Source organism: Sphingomonas sp. BL-S-05, assembly GCF_055521695.1.
This window is the reverse complement of the sequence record NZ_CM145499.1, coordinates 2,601,327-2,617,774: the sequence shown is the minus strand read 5'-3', so window position 1 is coordinate 2,617,774 and position 16,448 is coordinate 2,601,327. Positions and strand designations below refer to the sequence as shown.

Here is a 16,448-nt window from a genome sequence, read left to right as displayed (position 1 = left end):
CTCAGCACGAACGGAGCGGGGACAAGGAACGGATCACGCCGCCAACCTTTGGCAGTCAACCGCCCTCAACCGCCCTCAACCGCACGGAAATTCCATGACCGACCTCACCCTTAACGACGGCCGCACCATCCCGGCGATCGGCTTCGGCACCTACAAGGTTCCGCCCGAAGACTCCGCCCGCCTGTCGCGGGAGGCGATCGATGCCGGCTATCGGCTGATCGACACCGCCGCCTTCTATGCCAACGAAACGGGCGTCGGCGAAGCGACCGGCGGCACCGACATCTTCGTCACCACCAAATTGTGGCGCGACGCCATGGGCTATGACGGCGCGCTCAAGGCGTTCGACGCCAGCGCCGCGAAGCTGCCGCGCATCGACCTGTTCCTGATCCACTGGCCGATGCCGTCGGAGGACCGCTATGTCGACACGTGGAAGGCGCTGGTGCGGTTGCGTGAGGACGGGCGGGTCGGATCGATCGGCGTGTCGAACTTCGCGCCCGATCATCTCGACCGGATCGTCGATGCGACCGGCGTGGTGCCGGCGCTGAACCAGATCGAACTGCATCCCCATTTCCAGCAGCGCGCGGCGCGCGTGGCGCATGAACGGCTGGGGATCGTGACGCAAAGCTGGTCGCCGCTGGGGCAGGGGACATTGCTGACCGATCCGGCGATCGTCGCGATCGCCGAGGCGGCGGGGGCAACGCCGGCACAGGTGATCCTCGCCTGGCATGTGCAGGCCGGGCTGGGCGTGATCCCCAAGGCGTCGTCGCGCGCGCGGATCGAGGAAAATCTCGCGGCGCAGTCGGTGACGCTAACGGCGGAGCAGATCGCGAAAATCGACGCAATGGACCGCGAAGACGGCCGCCTCGGCCCAGACCCCGACACGCTGTAAATCCTCCCCGGCACGGGGAGGGGGACCATGCGCAGCATGGTGGAGGGGGGTGTCGGCAACCGCAACGGTTGCGTGGCGCCGCGATCCCCCTCCACCAGCTTCGCTGGTCCCCCTCCCCGCAGGCGGGGAGGATTGCTAAGGGGCACCATGCTCCCCATCCACGCCGTCCTGCCCGACCTGCTCCAGACGTTGCGCGACCGCACCTCCGCCGTCCTGGTCGCGCCGCCCGGCGCGGGCAAGACCACTGCCGTCGCCCCGGCACTGCTCGCCGAACCATGGGTCACCGGCGAAATCCTGCTCCTCTCTCCCCGCCGCATCGCCGCCCGCGCCGCCGCCGAGCGTATGGCCGCGACCGCCGGGGAGCCGGTAGGCCAGACCTTCGGCTACGCCACCCGCATGGACAGCAAGCGGTCGGCGGCGACCCGGGTGACGGTGATGACCGAGGGCATCTTCGTCGCGCGGATCCAGGCCGATCCCGAACTGGCGGGCGTATCGGCCGTACTGTTCGACGAAGTGCACGAACGCAGCCTCGACAGCGATTTCGGTCTCGCCCTCGCGCTCGATGCACAGGCGGCATTGCGGCCCGATCTGCGTATCCTCGCCATGTCGGCGACGCTCGATGGCGAGCGCTTCGCCGCACTGATGGACGATGCGCCGGTAGTCGAAAGCGAGGGGCGGTCCTACCCGCTCGACCTGCGGCATATCGGCCGCCATGCCGAGGCGCGCATCGAGGAGTCGGTCGCCGCCGCGATCCGCCGCGCCCTGGCCGAAGCGGAAGGCGGCATCCTCGCCTTCCTGCCCGGCGTCGCGGAGATCGAGCGCACCGCCGAACGCATCGCCGTGCCCGACGGGGCGGTGCTGCATCGGCTGCACGGCACGCTGCTTCCGCAAGAACAGCGCGCCGCCATCGCCCCCGATCCGGAAGGTCGCCGCAAGATCGTGCTGGCGACTAGCATCGCCGAGACCTCGTTGACCCTCGACGGCATCCGCATCGTCGTCGATTCGGGGCTGGCGCGGCGTCCGCGCTACGACCGGGCGGCGGGGATGACCCGCCTGACCACCGAACGCGCGTCGCAGGCCGCCGTCACCCAGCGTGCCGGCCGTGCCGCGCGGCAGGGACCGGGCGTTGCCTATCGCCTGTGGGAAGCCGCCGCCACCGCCGGGCTGCCGCGTTTCGACCCGGCCGAGATATTGGAGGCCGATCTGTCGGCACTGGTCCTCGAATGCGGCAAATGGGGAGTGAGCGATCCGACGACGCTGCGCTGGCTCGACCCGCCGCCGGCCGCCGCGGTCGAGGAAGCGCGCGCCCGTCTCGCCACGCTGGGCGCGATCGACGGCGATGGCCGCCCGACGCCGCACGGCCTCGCCATCGCCGCGTTGCCGCTGTCCCCGCGCCTCGCCCATATGCTGATCCGCGCGGGCGAGGGCGGCTTTGCCGGCGCGGCGGCGGAAGTCGCGGTGCTGCTCGGCGAGCGAGGCCTGGGCGGCAACGACACCGATCTCGACCAGCGCCGCCGCCGTTGGCGCACCGAACGGGGCCAGCGCGCGGAAGCGTCGCGTCGCCTTGCGGACCGTTGGCGCAAGCTGGTGAAGGGTCGCGACGATCCGCCCGCGGATGCCCTTGCCCGCAGCGTCGCGCTCGCCTTTCCCGACCGCATCGCCAGGCGGCGCGACGCGTCGGGCGAACGCTGGGCCTCGGTCGGCGGGCGCGGCTTCACGCTGGACGCCGCCGCGCTCGGATCGGCCGAATGGCTGGCGGTGGCCGAAACCCAGGGGCAGGCGGCCGGCGCGCGCATCCTGTCCGCCGTCGCGATCGACCAGACGACGGTCGAGCAATTGTTCGGCGACCGGATCGAAACGCGGCGCAGCGTCACCTTCGATCCCGCCACGCGGGGGGTGATCGCGCTGCGCGAACGCCGGCTGGGCGCGATCCGGCTGTCGTCGGGTCCCGATGCGGCGGCGTCGGGCGAGGAGATCGTCGCAGCGTTGGTGGCGGCAGTGCGGCACAACCTTTCGCTGCTGCCTTGGGAGGGGGCGGAGACGCTGCGCCGCCGATCGGCCTATGTCGCCGCGATGCTGGGGCAGGACGATCCGCTCGGCGACGCGGCGCTGACCGCGGCGGTCGACGAGTGGCTCCCCCCGCTATTGACCGGCAAACGGCGGCTCGACGCGGTGACCGGCCTGCACGATGCATTGGAACAGCAGGCGGGATGGGACTGGATGCAACAGGTTCGTCGCCTCGCGCCCGCCCGGTTCGAAAGCCCTGCCGGGTCGAGCCATGCGATCGACTATGCCGCAGAAGGCGGCCCGCGCGTCGAGCTGCGCGTGCAGGCGCTGTTCGGGCTGGCCACCCACCCGATGGTCGCCGGGCAACCGCTGACGCTCAGCCTGACCTCGCCCGCCGGCCGTCCGATCCAGACGACGCGCGACCTGCCGGGATTCTGGGCCGGGTCGTGGCGCGACGTGTCGAAGGAAATGCGCGGTCGCTATCCGCGCCATCCCTGGCCCGACGATCCGGCGGCGGCGTCGGCGACGCTCCGGACGAAGAAGGCGGATGCGCGGCGGGGGTGACGCCGCCGGCACCACCCCGTTCGGTTCGAGCAGCTTCGAGCGAAGTCGAGAAGCGGCCGTCGAGAACGCCGGTGTTTGGGCAACCCCTTCTCGACTTCGGTTCTCGACAGGCTCGAACCTCCGCTCGAAGCAAATGGGGGTGAGAGGGAGTAAGGGCGGCTATCCCTCGCCATGCCCCTTGGCCAGATATTCCTCCGACCGCATCTCCTCCAGCCGGCTGATCGTCCGGTCGAATTCGAACCGTCCGTCGCCGCGCGGATACAGGTCGCCCGGCTGCGCGTCCGCCGCCGCCAGCAGCTTCACCCGATATTCGTACAGCGCATCGATCAGCGTCACGAACCGTGCCGCCTCGTTACGGTTCTCCGGGCCAAGGATCGGGATGCCGACCAGGATCACGGTGTGGAAGGTCCGCGCGATCTCCAGATAATCGGGCGCCCCGCGCGCCTCGCCGCACAGCCGCTTGAAACTGAACACCGCGACGCCCTTCAGCGCCTTGGGCACATGCAGCGTACGGCCCCCGATATCGAGGTCGCACGACGGCACATGGTCGCGATCCTCGACCGCGAAGTCGGTCAGGCGGAAGAACGCCGCCGACAGTGCCTCGGTCGCAGCCGGGCCATTCGGCACCAGCCACGTATCGACCGCGCCCAGCCGGTCGCGGCGATAGTCGGTCGGTCCGTTCAGCGGCAGCACGTCGAGGTTCGATTCGAGCAGCGCGATGAACGGCAGGAAGCTGTCGCGCTGCAACCCGTCCTTGTACAGATCGACCGGCGGCCGGTTCGACGTCGCGACGATGGTCACGCCGTGGGTCATCATCTCGGTGAACAGCCGCGACAGCACCATCGCGTCGGCGGTGTTGTTGATGACCATCTCGTCGAACGCGAGCAGCTTCAGGTCCTTGGCCAGCGCCTCGGCGACCGGCGGCACCGGGTTGCCGGCTTCCTTGGCGCGTTCGGTGGCGAGGCGGGCATGGACCTCGATCATGAAGGCATGGAAATGGACGCGACGCTTGGCCGGTTCGGCGACGCAGTCGTAGAACAGGTCCATCAGCATCGACTTGCCGCGCCCGACGCCACCCCACAGGTAGACCCCGCGTGGGGGCACGGCGTCGCGGCCGGTCAGCCGGGCGAACAGGCCGCGCCTGGGCGGTGCGTCGAGTTCGGCGGCAAGGCGCGACAGGCGCTCGGCGGCGGCGCGCTGTTCGGGGTCGGGGCGGAGTTCGCCGGCGGCGACGAGGCTGTCGTAACGGGTGAGGACGGTCATGCGTGTCCACCCCCTACCCCAAACACTCCGTTTGCTTCGAGCGCAGGTTCGAGCTTGTCGAGAACCGAAGTCGAGAAGGGGTTGCCCCGAACGACCAAGTTCTCGACGGACGCTTCTCGACTACGCTCGAAGCTGCTCGAACCAAACGGCAGTGTCACGGGATCAGATGATCCGCTCGACTTCCATCTTCTTGATCTCGGCGATCGCCTTGGCTGGGTTCAGCCCCTTCGGGCACACGTTCGCGCAGTTCATGATCGTGTGGCAACGATACAGGCGGAACGGATCCTCCAGTTCGTCGAGACGCTCGCCGGTCATCTCGTCACGGCTGTCGGCCAGCCAGCGATAGGCTTGCAACAGGATCGCCGGCCCGAGGAACTTGTCGCTGTTCCACCAATAGCTCGGGCACGAGGTCGAGCAGCAGGCGCACAGGATGCACTCGTACAGCCCGTCGAGCTTGTTGCGGTCCTCGGGCGACTGAAGCCGTTCCTTGCCGGCGGGTTCCGGGGTCACGGTCTGCAGCCACGGCTTGATCGACGCGTATTGCGCGTAGAAGTGCGTGAAGTCCGGCACCAGATCCTTGATGACGTCCATGTGCGGCAGCGGCGTGATGCGGATATCGCCCTTGATATCCTCGATCGCGGTCGTGCAGGCGAGGCCGTTGCGTCCGTCGATGTTCATCGAGCACGACCCGCAAATCCCTTCGCGGCACGACCGGCGGAAGGTGAGCGAGGGGTCCTGCTCCGACTTCATCTTGATGAGTGCGTCGAGCACCATCGGTCCGCATTCGTCGAGATCGATCTCGAAATCGTCGTAGCGCGGATTTTGGCCCGAATCGGGGTCGTAGCGATAGACCTTAAATTTCTTGATCCGGCCCGAGGTCGGCGACTTGTGGGTCGTGCCCTTCGTGATGCGACTATTCTTGGGCAAACGGAATTCGGCCATGGTGCTCGCTCGGTTCGGCTGGGTTTGCGTGCTCGATACATGACAGGCGGGGATGCCGCAAACGCGAACAAGGGAAAAAGCGCTGTAAATCCTCCCCGGCACGGGGAGGGGGACCGCCGCGAAGCGGTGGTGGAGGGGGAGCGCCGCATACGGAACGGTTGCGTTGCGAGGCGCCCCCCCTCCACCAGCTTCGCTGGTCCCCCTCCCCATGGAATGGGGAGGAGTTGTCGTTACACCGCCGGCAATCCCTCCAGCAGCTTGTCCAACGTCGCCGGATAATCGCGCACCCGGACCCCGGTGGCATTGTAGATCGCATTGGTCACCGCCGCGCCAGCTCCACCGATGCCCAGTTCGCCGATCCCCTTGGCATGTAGCGGGTTGGCGTGGGGGTCGCGTTCGTCGAGGAACACGATATCCATATGCGGAATGTCGGCATGGACCGGCACATGATATTCGGCGAGGTCGTGGTTGACGATCCGCCCGTCGCGATCGTCATGGACCGCTTCCTCGGTCAGCGCGGTGCCGATGCCGAACACGATGCCGCCGATGCACTGCGACCGCGCGGTCTGCTGGTTCAGGATGCGCCCGGCCTCGAACGTCGAATGCCAGCGCGTCACGCGGACCTCGCCGGTGACGGCATGGACCTTCACCTCACAGAAATGCGCGCCATAGCTGGCCTGCGTCGTTTGCTTCTCCTGCTTGCCCGGCTCGATCGATCCGGTGGCGGTGATGCCATCGCCGACCAGTTCGGCGATCGCGACCCGGCGGTTGCCGGCAATGGCATGGCCGTCCTTCAGCGTAAGGTCGCCGTCCTCGACGCCCATCGCTTTGGCAAGCTTCTCGCGCAGCGCCTGTGCGGCCAGATAGACCGACGAGCCGCTGCTGCCCGCACCCCATGAACCGCCCGATCCGGCGCCCGGCGGCGACTTGGTATCGCCCAGATGCACCGCCACCCGCTCGACCGGCAGGCCGAGGATCTCACCCGCGATCTGGGCAAGGATGGTATAGGTGCCGGTGCCGATATCGGTCATGTCGGTTTCGACCAGCGCACGGCCGTCGGGACCGATCGACACCGCCGCCTCGCTCGGTTGCAGCATGTTGGTGCGCGTCGTCGCCGCCATGCCATGCCCGATCAGCCAGTCGCCCTCGCGCTTGCCCCCCGGCGTCCGGTTGCGCTGGTCCCAGCCGAACGCCTTCGCCCCGGCGTCGAGGCAGCGCGTCAGCGACCGCGTCGAATAGGGAATGTCCTTTTGCGGGTCCTGCGCCGGATCGTTGATACGGCGCAATTCGATCGGATCGATGCCGATCTGCTCGGCCAGTTCGTCCATGGCGTTTTCCTGCGCGAGCAGACCGACCGCCTCGCCCGGCGCGCGCATCGATCCCGACAGGGTGCGGTTCAGCTCGACCAGATCATGTTTGATGATCCGGTTCTCGCCGCCATACAGGAATTGCGTCGCCTGTCCGGCCGGCTCGAAATAGCCTTCGCCCGGCAGGTTCGAACACAAGGTCTCGTGGCCGATGCCGGTCAGCTTGCCATCGGCATCGGCAGCGAGCCGGAAGCGCTGCTGGGTGTTCGACCGGCGCACCGTCGCGTCGAACACCTGCTGGCGGGTCATCACCGTCTTGACCGGCCGCCCGACCGCCTTGGCCGCGATCGCGGTCGCGACCGTGTCGGGCGAGATGCCGAGCTTCGATCCGAAGCCGCCGCCGATATAGCGCGCGACGATCCTCACCTTCGACTGCCGCTCGCCCAGCGACTTGGCGAGCTGCTGCTTGTCCGACGACGGCATCTGCAACGATCCGTACAGCGTCAGCCCGTCATCGTCCCATAGCGCGATCGACGCGTGCGGCTCCATCGCCGCCGAATTTTGCGACGGGGTGCGCCACACATTGTCGATGGTGAAAGCGGCGTCGGCCATCGCGGCGTCGAGGTCGCCCTGGCTGTGATAGGGCGGAATCGTCCCTTCGGGCGGCTTCTTGGCGGCGCCGACCTGATCCTCGAAGGTGAACACGCCCTCGGTCGGTTCGTAACGCACCGCGACCAGTTGTGCGGCGTCGCGCGCGATCTCATAGCTTTCCGCCACGACGATCGCGACCGGCTCGCCGAAATAGGCGACGTCCTTGACTCCCTGCGTCGGCGCACCGGTCTCGCCGCCCTGCTGGGCGTTGCGGATGAACGTTTTCAGGTCGACGACGACGTCGACCACGCCGGGTAGCGCCTTGGCACCCTCGGCATCGATCGCCGTGATCGTGCCGGCGGGAAAGGTGGCGCGAACCAGGAAACCATAGGCAAGGTTCGGAAAGTCGTACTCGGCCGAATAGGTTGCCTGTCCGGCGACCTTTAACGGCCCGTCGATCCGCTCGATCCCCTTGCCGATGATGCCCTGTACGCCTGTATCGAGCAGGCTCTGCTCGACGGGCTTGTCCATGCGCAGTGCGTTGGTAGTCATGCGGTCAACTCCCGCAGCGTCGCGATCAGCGTGCGCCGGGTCAGAGGGATCTTGAAATCGTTGCTGCCAAAGCCCTTGGCATCGCGCAGCAACAGGTCGGCGGCCTCCCCGAACAGCGCGTCGGACGGTGCCTGTCCGATCAGCAGGTTCTCGACGGCGGTGTCGCGCCACGGCATCGGGCCGAGCCCGCCAAAGGCAAGCCGCGCCGAGGAAATCTTGCCGTCCTCCTGCCCGACGATGCCGGCGACCGACACCAGTGCGAACGCATAGGAGGCGCGGTCGCGCACCTTGCGATAGGTCTGCCTGCCCGCCGGCGCGGGCGGCAGTTCGACATGGGTGATGAGTTCGCCGGCTCGCAGCACATTCTCGATATCGGGCGTGTCGCCCGGCAAGCGGTAGAAGTCGCCGATCGGAATGCGCCGCCGCTCGCCATCGCTGCCCAGCGTCACGATCGTCGCGTCGAGTGCGCGCATCGCCACCGCCATGTCGCTGGGATGCGTCGCGATGCAATGCTCGCTGGTGCCGAGCACGGCGAGAATCCGGTTGAACCCCTCCTGCGCGTCGCAGCCCGATCCCGGCACCCGCTTATTGCAGCGCGCCGCCGTCTCGTAGAAATAATAGCAGCGCGTCCGTTGCAGCAGGTTGCCGCCGGTCGACGCCTTGTTGCGCAACTGTCCCGACGCTCCGGCCAGCAGCGCGCGGCTGAGCACCTCATAGCGTTCGCGGATGATCGGATCGGCCGCGAGGTCGGAATTGGGCACCAGCGCCCCGATCCGTACCCCGCCGCCATCGATCTCCTCGATATCGTTCAGCGGCAGGCGGCTGATATCGACCAGCCGCGCGGGCGTTTCGACCTGCAGCTTCATCAGGTCGAGCAGGTTGGTCCCGCCCGCGATGAACTTGGTATCACGATCGGCGCCCTCGCGGACGGCGGCTTCGGCGCTGTCGGCCTTGGCATAGTCGAACAGTTTCATTCCGCTGCCTCCGCCTGTGCCGTTTGTTTGGCGTCGGCGACCTCGCGGATCGCATCGACGATGTTGGGATAGGCCGAACAGCGGCACAGATTGCCGCTCATCCTTTCGCGGATTTCGTCATCGGTGAAATCGGGATCGTCGAGCGTGGCACTGACATGGCTCGGCCAGCCCTTCTCGACCTCGTCGAGCATGCCGACCGCCGAACAAATCTGGCCCGGCGTGCAATAGCCGCACTGGAACCCGTCATGCTTGACGAACGCCGCCTGGAGCGGGTGCAGCTTTTCGGGCGACCCCAGCCCCTCGATCGTCACGATCTCGTCATCCTGATGCATCACGGCGAGCGTGAGGCAGGAATTGAGGCGGCGGCCGTTCACCAGCACGGTGCACGCCCCGCATTGGCCATGGTCGCAGCCCTTCTTGCTGCCGGTGAGCGAAAGATGTTCGCGCAGCAGGTCGAGCAGGGTGGTGCGAATATCCACCTCCGCCTGATGCGGCTGGCCGTTGATGGTGAAATGCATGGGTCGGCGCTCCGTTGGTCAATGCGGCTAACGTTCGCGATCGAAACGGTTTCCTCTTGCGAAGGGATCGCAGATGTTGGGGTTGGTATTGGCGGCGATGTTGGGAGCAGGCGCGATGACAGACGAACGACCGCTGGATGCGACGCCGATCGTGATCGCGCACCGCGGCGCCAGCGGATCGCGGCCCGAACATACGCTTGCCGCATACGAACTGGCGATCGAACAGGGTGCCGATTTCATCGAACCCGATCTGGTGCTGACCAAGGACGACGTGTTCGTCGCCCGCCACGAAAACGAGATTTCGGGCACGACCGACGTCGCCGCCCATCCCGAATTCGCCGCCCGGCGCACGACGAAGACGATCGACGGGCAATCGATCACCGGCTGGTTTACCGAGGATTTCACGCTCGCCGAACTGCGCACGCTGCGCGCGAAGGAACGCCTGCCGCAGCTTCGCCCCGACAACACCCGCTATGACGGTCAACAGCCGATCCCGACGCTGGCCGAGGTGATCGCGCTCGCCAAGCGCGCGACCGCGCAGACCGGGCGGACGATCGGCATCTATCCCGAAACCAAACATCCGAGCTATTTCGCGTCGATCGGCCATCCGATGGAAGCGCATCTCGTTCGCGAACTGCGTGCCGCCGGGTGGGACAGCGCACAGGCGCCGGTGTTTATCCAGTCGTTCGAAGTCGACAACCTGAAGGCGCTGAAGAAGCTGACCGGTATCCGCCTGATCCAGTTGATGGACGCGGAGGGCGGCCCGGCCGACCATGCGGTCGATAGCTACCGGACGATGGCGACTCCTGCGGGGCTGAAGGCGGTGGCGACCTATGCTTTCGGGATCGGGCCGAACAAATCGATGGTCGGCGCGGGCAAGCCATTGGTCCATGACGCGCATGTCGCGGGCTTGCGCGTCCACCCCTGGACCTATCGCGCCGAAAACGCCTTCCTTCCCGAAGCCTATCGCGTACCCGGCGGCCCGGAAGCCCATGGCCGGGTAGGGCAGGAGATTGCCGGCGCGGTTGCGGCGGGCGTCGATGGTTTCTTCACCGATTTTCCGTTAATCGGGGCGCAGATCCGCGACAAACCATATTGAAGGACGACGCATGCGATTGGGGTGGGTGATGCTGGCGCTGGCGCCGCTGACCGGGGGCTGTGTCAGCACCGTATGGAACGTCGCGACCGCGCCGGTCCGTGCGGGTGCGCAGGTGATCGACTGGACGACGACCAGCCAGTCGGAGGCCGACCGCAATTACGGCCGCAAGATGCGCAAGAAGGAAGCCCGCGAAGGCCGCGAAATGCGCAAGGAAGAAGCGCGGCGGCGGCGCGAGCGCGACGACGATTGAGGGAAGCGGGCCGCTTCCTGTTCCAATCGTCACCCCAGCGCAGGCTGGGGTCTCTCGCGGCTCCTGTCCCGCCCGGCAACTAGGAGACCCCGGCCTTCGCCAGGGTGACGTTCGTGGTGAGGGGCGACCGGAACTACCGATTCCTCGCCAGCGCCTCCGCCACCGCGCGTAGCACTACCAGCCGCGTCTGCACGCCATAATGGCTGCTCACCACCTCGACCGCGCGACAGCCCGGTTCGCCCGGCACATGGCAGCCCATGCCGTTTACCAGCCCGTCGCTGGCGCTCCAGATCGCGGTGGCGGGGACGGGCAGGGGGCGGCGAACCTCCTCGGCCAGTGCCAGCACCGCTGGATCGTCGACCGACTCGCCGCTGATCCATTCGTACAGCCGCCAGACATGGGTCGACCGCGCCGGCCCGGCATAGGGGCTGGCGACCGTCACCACCTGTTCGACCAGATCGGGCCGGCGATGCGCCGCGAAGCGCGCCATGATCCCGCCCAGGCTGACCCCGACCAGCGCCACCGGCCGCCCGCTCGCCTGCGCGACGGCATCGATCCGTGCGAACAGGTCGGCGCCGTCCGCCCCGATACTGCGCTGCCCGAAATTGCGCCCCAGTTCCCAGCCATGCGCGTCATGGCCGAGCGTGCGAAGATAGCGGCGCATCAGCACATTCGACCGATCGCTGTTGAACAATCCAGGCAGCACCATCACCGGCTCGCCCCTTGCGCGCGGCGCACCGTCCAGCGCGCGCCGCCAGCCGAACGGCACCCCCGCCAGCGCGATCGCGGCGCGCGGCGTCTCGATCACGAAGCGTCCGATCGGCGGCGGGGCGAGGCTGGTCACAGCCATGACGTAACCGTCACCGGAAACGGCGTCCATGCCCCCATCGGCACCCCCGCCGCGCGCAGCGCCGCGCCGGTCCACGCATTGCAGGTCTGGATCGCGCTATAGCGCCCGCGTGCGGCGTAGAAGGCGTCGGACGGTCCATAGCCATGCACCGACGGTCCCTCGGCAAAGCTCGCGCGGATGAACGCGACCAGCCGGCGATACTGGTCGGGCGACAGCGTTACCGGATAGACGCCGGCCTCGCCGGCCGGTTCGGGCAGATGGCCGACATGCATTACCACCGCATCGCTGCCGGTCGCGGCGGCAAGGATCGTTGCCGGCTTCACATCCGCCCAGGTCGGCGTGCCGAGATAGAAGCCGCGCTCGCCCCAGCCGATCGACAGCCAGCCATGGCCGGCATAGCGCGGATCGGCCAGATCGCTCGCCCGTACCAGATCGTCGAACGACTGGCCGGCGGCATGTTTGGGCAGCACGATGCCGGTATGGATGCCGTTATCCTCGACATAGATGCGGATGCCTTGTTCGGGCAGCAGCTCGCCCGATCCGGCCGGGATCGCCCCGCCGATCAGTCCGGCAAGAAAATAGCCGAGCACGATCAGCAGCATTCCGCTCACCAGACCGGACAATCGAAGGGACCATTTCCGTAGCATCGTTTCCCATGCTACTATTTGCGGATGGCCAGCGATACCCATGTGCTCGACCGCCCGCCCGAGGGCGCCAATGCCGACTGGACGATCCCGCAGGGATGGGGCGCTTATAGCGCCGAGGATCACGCCACCTGGGACACGCTATATGCGCGGCAGATGCAATTGCTGCCCGGCCGTGCGTCGGATGCGTTCCTGAGAGGGCTGGACGCATTGAAACTGTCCGAATCCGGCATTCCCGATTTCGAGGAACTGTCCGACCGGCTGGAGGCGCTGACCGGCTGGCGCGTCGTCGCGGTGCCGGGACTGGTGCCCGACGACGTGTTCTTCACCCATATGGCCAATCGCCGCTTCGTCGCCGGCAATTTCATCCGCCGCCCCGACCAGCTCGATTATCTGCAGGAACCCGACGTCTTCCACGACGTGTTCGGCCATGTGCCGATGCTCGCCGATCCGGTGTTCGCCGATTATCTCGCGGCCTATGGTCGCGGCGGGTTGCGGGCGCTCGAACTCGGCTCGCTCAAGCAACTGGCGCGGCTCTATTGGTACACGGTCGAATTCGGGCTGGTGCAGGAAGCCGATGGCTTGCGCATCTATGGCGCGGGCATCGTGTCGAGCGCGTCGGAAACCCGCTTCTCGCTCGACGATCCCAGTCCCAACCGGATCATGCTCGATCTGGCGCGCGTCATGCGCACCGATTACCGGATCGACGATTTCCAGCAGACCTATTTCGTCATCCCCAGCTTCGACGAACTGCTGCGGCTGACCGTCGAGACCGACTTCGCGCCGGTGTACGACGCGATTCGGGACGAGCGCGAGATCGCGGTGGATGAAATCCTGCCCGAGGATGTCGTGCTAACCGAAGGCACGCAGCATTATGCGAGGTCCAAACCCTAAATCCTCCCCGGCACGGGGAGGATTTCAGAGGTCCAACGCCCAGCCGTCGCGGCCCTTCGGATCGATCGGCCCGGTCGGTACGAATCGCTCCGCCCCCGCCGTCAACCGCAACACGCTCCAGTCGCCGCGCCGGTCGACTTCTTCGAGCGCGCAGCCGCACGCCGCATAGGCCGCGACCACGTCGCCGCGCTGCGTTTCCAGCAGCCCGGCCAACACGATCGTCGCCCCCGGCGCGGCGATCGCCGCCACCTCGGGCGCCATCGAAATCAACGGCCCCGCCAATATGTTGGCGATGAGCAGATCATAGGGCGCCGCCGCCGTGATCGCGTCCGACAGCGCGCCATCGGCGACCACCAGCTCGACCCGCTCGACCGCATTCAGCCGCGCATTCTCGGCGGTCACGTCGATCGCCACCGGATCGATATCGGTCGCGATCACCCGCGCCTCGGGCCACAATTCGCGCGCCGCGAATGCGAGCAACCCCGTGCCGGTGCCCAAGTCGATCGCGTTGCCGAACGTCTCGCCCGCCAGCCGGTCGAGCATCGCCAGACAGCCGCTGGTCGTCTCGTGATGCCCGGTACCGAACGCCCGGCCGGCATCGATCAGGAACGCCCGCTTGCCCGCCGGCACGTCGCCCGTCTGCGCGGCGGTGTGGACATAGAAGCGCCCGACCGACAGCGGCTCCAGCCCGGCCTGGCTCATCGTCACCCAGTCCTCATCGCCCAGCGCCTCGATCTGCGGCGCCTGGCCGGCGGCACTGGGCACCAATGCGCTGATCGCGGCGATGGCGGCTTCGTCCGGTTCGGCCTCGAAATAGGCATCGAGCCGCCACGTCTCGGTATCGTCCTCGACCGTCTCGGTCGTCATCAGCACGGGTGCCGGATCGATGCCGAAATCCTCGGCGGCATCGATCGCCTCGGCCTCGGCGCGGGTGCAGGGCAGGGTCAGTTTCCAGCTCATCGGACATAGCTCGCGCCGTTGACGTCCAGCACCGCGCCGGTCATCGATTCGGGCGCGTCGGTCGCGCAGAACGCCGCCATCACCGCCACTTCCTCCGGCATCGCCACCCGGCCGAGCGGAATGTCGGCCAGCAGCTTGTCGCCACCGCGACTCGCCACATAATCCTCGGCCATGCCGGTCATGGTGAAGCCGGGACAGATGGCGAAGGCGAGAATGCCCTCCTGGGCATAGGCACGGGCGATGGTCTTGGTCATCGCGACCATGCCGGCCTTGGCCGCGGCATAATGCCAGTGCGCGGGCGAATCGCCCCGGTGCGCGGCGCGGCTGGCGATGTTGACGATGCGGCCGGGAATGCCCTGCTCTTGCCAGTGGCGCACCGCCAGCCGGCTGAGCTCGGCCGCGGCGGTCAGGTTGATGCGCAGCGTCCGCTCCCATGCCGCGACCCAGTCGTCGTCTGACTGGTCGATCGGGTTCGCCTCGAACACGCCGGCATTGTTGATCAGGATGTCGATCCGCCCGTCCAGCCGATCGAGCGCGCGGCCCCAAAGATCGGCGGGCGCGGCGGGATCGGCGAAATCGGCGGGCAGGTCGCCACCGGTCGACTGGACGGCAATGCTATGGGCATCGCGCAGCCGGTCGGCGATCGCCGCACCGATCCCGCGCGATCCGCCGGTCAGGAGAATATGAGCCATGCCCCGCCGTGTAGGCGGCGGCGGAGCAGGGGGCAACGGGGCGACGCGCCCCGGTCCGCCCGCACCGCTATTGTCCCTATGCGGCGACCTTGCCGATGAAATCGACCGTGCTGGTCTTCAGCGACCCCAGTTCGCCGTCGAGCGCGGTGAAGCCGTCGCCGACGCGGTCGATTTCCGACGCGACGGTTTCGGTATCCTCGCGGATCGTGGCGATGGTCGACGACATCGAATCGGCGGCCAATGCGGTTTCGTCTACCGCGGCGGTGATGGCGGTCACGGTCTGTGCCTGCACCTCCATCGCGCCGCGAATGCGGTTGGCGCTTTCCTGCACCTCGCTGACGGTCGCGCGGATCGATGCATTGGTTTCGACGGTCGAACGCGTCGCCGCCTGGATCGCCGCGATCTTGGCGGCGATGTCGTCGGTCGCGCGCGCGGTCTGGCTGGCGAGGCTCTTCACCTCCTGCGCCACCACCGCGAAGCCGCGACCGGCATCGCCCGCACGGGCCGCTTCGATCGTGGCGTTGAGCGCGAGCAGGTTCGTCTGTCCGGCGATGTCGCGGATCAGGCCGAGGATCGATTCGATCGACTTGGCATGATCCGACAGCGTTTCGGACATGCCGACCGCGGTACCCGCCTGAACGGATGCGCGCGTGGCGATCTCGGCAGCGGCCTCCACTTCGGTCCGGGCGTCCTCGATCGCGCGGATCAGCCCGGCGGCGGTGGCGGCCGCCTCGCGCATCGCGACGGCCGATTGTTCGGCGGCGGCGGCGACTTCGGACGCCTTGCCCAGCATCCCGCGCGCACTGGCCGAGGTGCGGGTGGCATGGACGCGCAGCGAATCGCTCTCGCGGCTCGCGCGTTCGACGGTCGCGCCGATATTGTCGCGGAATTCATGCGCCAGCCGGTCGCGCGAGCCCTGCAGGTCATATTGCGCATAGGCATTGTAGAGCGACACGAACACTTCGCATTCCAGCGAGCGCAGCCGGAACAGCAGTTCGGCGGCATCGCGGAAGCCGGTTTCGTCGTCGATCCCGCGACGCAACACCTCCAGCATCGTGCGGGCGCCGGCATCGCCCATCGACAGGATCGCGGTCAGCGGCACGTCGTTCGAAAACGCCCGGGCGATCGTCCGTTCGCACGACTCGACCCAGGCGAGCCCGGCGAGGTTGGTGAAGCGGTTGCGCAGATAATTCACGCCCAGTTCGATCATCCGCGCATAGTCGTTCGACATGCTGTTGCGCCCGCCGACCTTTTGCGACTGGTCGAAATGCGCGGCGGCGATCAGGTTCGCTTCGGGTTCGATGACCTTCCACAGCGCGCGCGCGGCGTCGACATCGGCCGACGAGATGTTGAACAGCCGAAGGCGCTCCTGCAAATCGATCGTCCGGCTGACGCTTTCGGCTGCAGGAAGTGTCTTGGTCGGCACGTTGCGAATCCCCTGTTCCCCTGCGC

Annotated in this window: 15 protein-coding genes; 5 read left to right on the top strand and 10 right to left on the bottom strand. The window is 67.5% G+C overall.

Going from position 1 to position 16,448, the window contains the following annotated elements; all coding sequences use genetic code 11:
- The first annotated feature begins 94 nt into the window (after positions 1–94).
- Positions 95–889, top strand: a complete 795-nt coding sequence (locus tag ACZ1JS_RS12275) for an aldo/keto reductase (protein WP_465166304.1) — start codon at positions 95–97, stop codon at positions 887–889.
- 147 nt (positions 890–1,036) lie between these two features.
- Positions 1,037–3,460 carry an ATP-dependent helicase HrpB gene (gene hrpB / locus ACZ1JS_RS12270; protein ID WP_465166303.1) on the top strand — a complete coding sequence of 808 codons (2,424 nt, stop codon included), beginning with the start codon at positions 1,037–1,039 and terminating at the stop codon, positions 3,458–3,460.
- A 159-nt stretch (positions 3,461–3,619) separates the two neighbouring features.
- On the opposite strand, the gene zapE is transcribed toward hrpB, so the two are convergent.
- The 5 genes from zapE to ACZ1JS_RS12245 all read right to left on the bottom strand — a co-directional run bounded on the left by zapE (position 3,620) and on the right by ACZ1JS_RS12245 (position 9,607).
- A complete protein-coding gene (zapE, locus tag ACZ1JS_RS12265; RefSeq protein ID WP_242120619.1) occupies positions 3,620–4,723 on the bottom strand; it encodes a cell division protein ZapE in 1,104 nt (367 codons plus the stop codon).
- Between the two features lie 162 nt (positions 4,724–4,885).
- The gene (locus ACZ1JS_RS12260) at positions 4,886–5,665 is read right to left on the bottom strand and encodes a succinate dehydrogenase iron-sulfur subunit (RefSeq protein ID WP_056459674.1); all 780 of its coding nucleotides are present in this window, start codon (positions 5,663–5,665) and stop codon (positions 4,886–4,888) included.
- Positions 5,666–5,895: 230 nt separating this feature from the next.
- Positions 5,896–8,115: a molybdopterin cofactor-binding domain-containing protein gene (locus tag ACZ1JS_RS12255; RefSeq protein ID WP_465166302.1), complete on the bottom strand. Its 2,220-nt coding sequence runs from the start codon at positions 8,113–8,115 to the stop codon at positions 5,896–5,898.
- Entirely contained in the window at positions 8,112–9,089 is a 978-nt protein-coding gene (locus ACZ1JS_RS12250) for an FAD binding domain-containing protein (protein ID WP_465166301.1), read from the bottom strand. The genes ACZ1JS_RS12255 and ACZ1JS_RS12250 overlap by 4 nt, the downstream gene beginning before the upstream one ends.
- Positions 9,086–9,607 carry a 2Fe-2S iron-sulfur cluster-binding protein gene (locus ACZ1JS_RS12245; protein WP_465166300.1) on the bottom strand — a complete coding sequence of 174 codons (522 nt, stop codon included), beginning with the start codon at positions 9,605–9,607 and terminating at the stop codon, positions 9,086–9,088. The genes ACZ1JS_RS12250 and ACZ1JS_RS12245 overlap by 4 nt, the downstream gene beginning before the upstream one ends.
- Positions 9,608–9,722: 115 nt before the next feature.
- On the opposite strand from ACZ1JS_RS12245, the gene ACZ1JS_RS12240 reads away from it, so the two are divergent.
- Together ACZ1JS_RS12240 and ACZ1JS_RS12235 are read left to right on the top strand one after the other, a co-directional pair.
- On the top strand, positions 9,723–10,706 hold the full coding sequence (locus tag ACZ1JS_RS12240) for a glycerophosphodiester phosphodiesterase (protein WP_465166299.1): 984 nt from the start codon (positions 9,723–9,725) through the stop codon (positions 10,704–10,706).
- 28 nt (positions 10,707–10,734) lie between these two features.
- Positions 10,735–10,956, top strand: coding sequence for a hypothetical protein (locus ACZ1JS_RS12235; RefSeq protein WP_431311966.1), 222 nt, complete (start codon positions 10,735–10,737; stop codon positions 10,954–10,956).
- Positions 10,957–11,089: 133 nt separating this feature from the next.
- On the opposite strand, the gene ACZ1JS_RS12230 is transcribed toward ACZ1JS_RS12235, so the two are convergent.
- Both ACZ1JS_RS12230 and ACZ1JS_RS12225 read right to left on the bottom strand, forming a co-directional pair.
- On the bottom strand, positions 11,090–11,806 hold the full coding sequence (locus ACZ1JS_RS12230) for an alpha/beta hydrolase (protein WP_465166298.1): 717 nt from the start codon (positions 11,804–11,806) through the stop codon (positions 11,090–11,092).
- Entirely contained in the window at positions 11,797–12,408 is a 612-nt protein-coding gene (locus ACZ1JS_RS12225) for a TIGR02117 family protein (RefSeq protein ID WP_465168686.1), read from the bottom strand. Before ACZ1JS_RS12225 ends, ACZ1JS_RS12230 begins: the two co-directional genes overlap by 10 nt.
- 69 nt (positions 12,409–12,477) lie before the next feature.
- Here ACZ1JS_RS12225 and phhA point away from each other — a divergent pair, with 69 nt between their 5' ends.
- Positions 12,478–13,344, top strand: a complete 867-nt coding sequence (gene phhA / locus ACZ1JS_RS12220; protein WP_465166297.1) for a phenylalanine 4-monooxygenase — start codon at positions 12,478–12,480, stop codon at positions 13,342–13,344.
- Between the two features lie 24 nt (positions 13,345–13,368).
- On the opposite strand, the gene ACZ1JS_RS12215 is transcribed toward phhA, so the two are convergent.
- The 3 genes from ACZ1JS_RS12215 to ACZ1JS_RS12205 all read right to left on the bottom strand — a co-directional run bounded on the left by ACZ1JS_RS12215 (position 13,369) and on the right by ACZ1JS_RS12205 (position 16,422).
- A complete protein-coding gene (locus tag ACZ1JS_RS12215) occupies positions 13,369–14,304 on the bottom strand; it encodes a 50S ribosomal protein L11 methyltransferase (RefSeq protein ID WP_465166296.1) in 936 nt (311 codons plus the stop codon).
- Positions 14,301–14,996: an SDR family NAD(P)-dependent oxidoreductase gene (locus tag ACZ1JS_RS12210; RefSeq protein WP_465166295.1), complete on the bottom strand. Its 696-nt coding sequence runs from the start codon at positions 14,994–14,996 to the stop codon at positions 14,301–14,303. Before ACZ1JS_RS12210 ends, ACZ1JS_RS12215 begins: the two co-directional genes overlap by 4 nt.
- 76 nt (positions 14,997–15,072) lie before the next feature.
- The gene (locus tag ACZ1JS_RS12205; protein WP_465166294.1) at positions 15,073–16,422 is read right to left on the bottom strand and encodes a methyl-accepting chemotaxis protein; all 1,350 of its coding nucleotides are present in this window, start codon (positions 16,420–16,422) and stop codon (positions 15,073–15,075) included.
- Between the last annotated feature and the right edge of the window lie 26 nt (positions 16,423–16,448).

Coding starts and splice junctions, on each gene's coding strand:
- ACZ1JS_RS12275 (WP_465166304.1), top strand. CDS start 95: ATGACCGACCTCACCCTTAACGACGGCCGCACCATCCCGGCGATCGGC.
- phhA (WP_465166297.1), top strand. CDS start 12,478: ATGGCCAGCGATACCCATGTGCTCGACCGCCCGCCCGAGGGCGCCAAT.
- ACZ1JS_RS12215 (WP_465166296.1), bottom strand. CDS start 14,304: ATGAGCTGGAAACTGACCCTGCCCTGCACCCGCGCCGAGGCCGAGGCG.
- hrpB (WP_465166303.1), top strand. CDS start 1,037: ATGCTCCCCATCCACGCCGTCCTGCCCGACCTGCTCCAGACGTTGCGC.
- ACZ1JS_RS12225 (WP_465168686.1), bottom strand. CDS start 12,408: ATGCTGCTGATCGTGCTCGGCTATTTTCTTGCCGGACTGATCGGCGGG.
- ACZ1JS_RS12230 (WP_465166298.1), bottom strand. CDS start 11,806: ATGGCTGTGACCAGCCTCGCCCCGCCGCCGATCGGACGCTTCGTGATC.
- zapE (WP_242120619.1), bottom strand. CDS start 4,723: ATGACCGTCCTCACCCGTTACGACAGCCTCGTCGCCGCCGGCGAACTC.
- ACZ1JS_RS12245 (WP_465166300.1), bottom strand. CDS start 9,607: ATGCATTTCACCATCAACGGCCAGCCGCATCAGGCGGAGGTGGATATT.
- ACZ1JS_RS12250 (WP_465166301.1), bottom strand. CDS start 9,089: ATGAAACTGTTCGACTATGCCAAGGCCGACAGCGCCGAAGCCGCCGTC.
- ACZ1JS_RS12235 (WP_431311966.1), top strand. CDS start 10,735: ATGCTGGCGCTGGCGCCGCTGACCGGGGGCTGTGTCAGCACCGTATGG.
- ACZ1JS_RS12255 (WP_465166302.1), bottom strand. CDS start 8,115: ATGACTACCAACGCACTGCGCATGGACAAGCCCGTCGAGCAGAGCCTG.
- ACZ1JS_RS12260 (WP_056459674.1), bottom strand. CDS start 5,665: ATGGCCGAATTCCGTTTGCCCAAGAATAGTCGCATCACGAAGGGCACG.
- ACZ1JS_RS12210 (WP_465166295.1), bottom strand. CDS start 14,996: ATGGCTCATATTCTCCTGACCGGCGGATCGCGCGGGATCGGTGCGGCG.
- ACZ1JS_RS12240 (WP_465166299.1), top strand. CDS start 9,723: ATGACAGACGAACGACCGCTGGATGCGACGCCGATCGTGATCGCGCAC.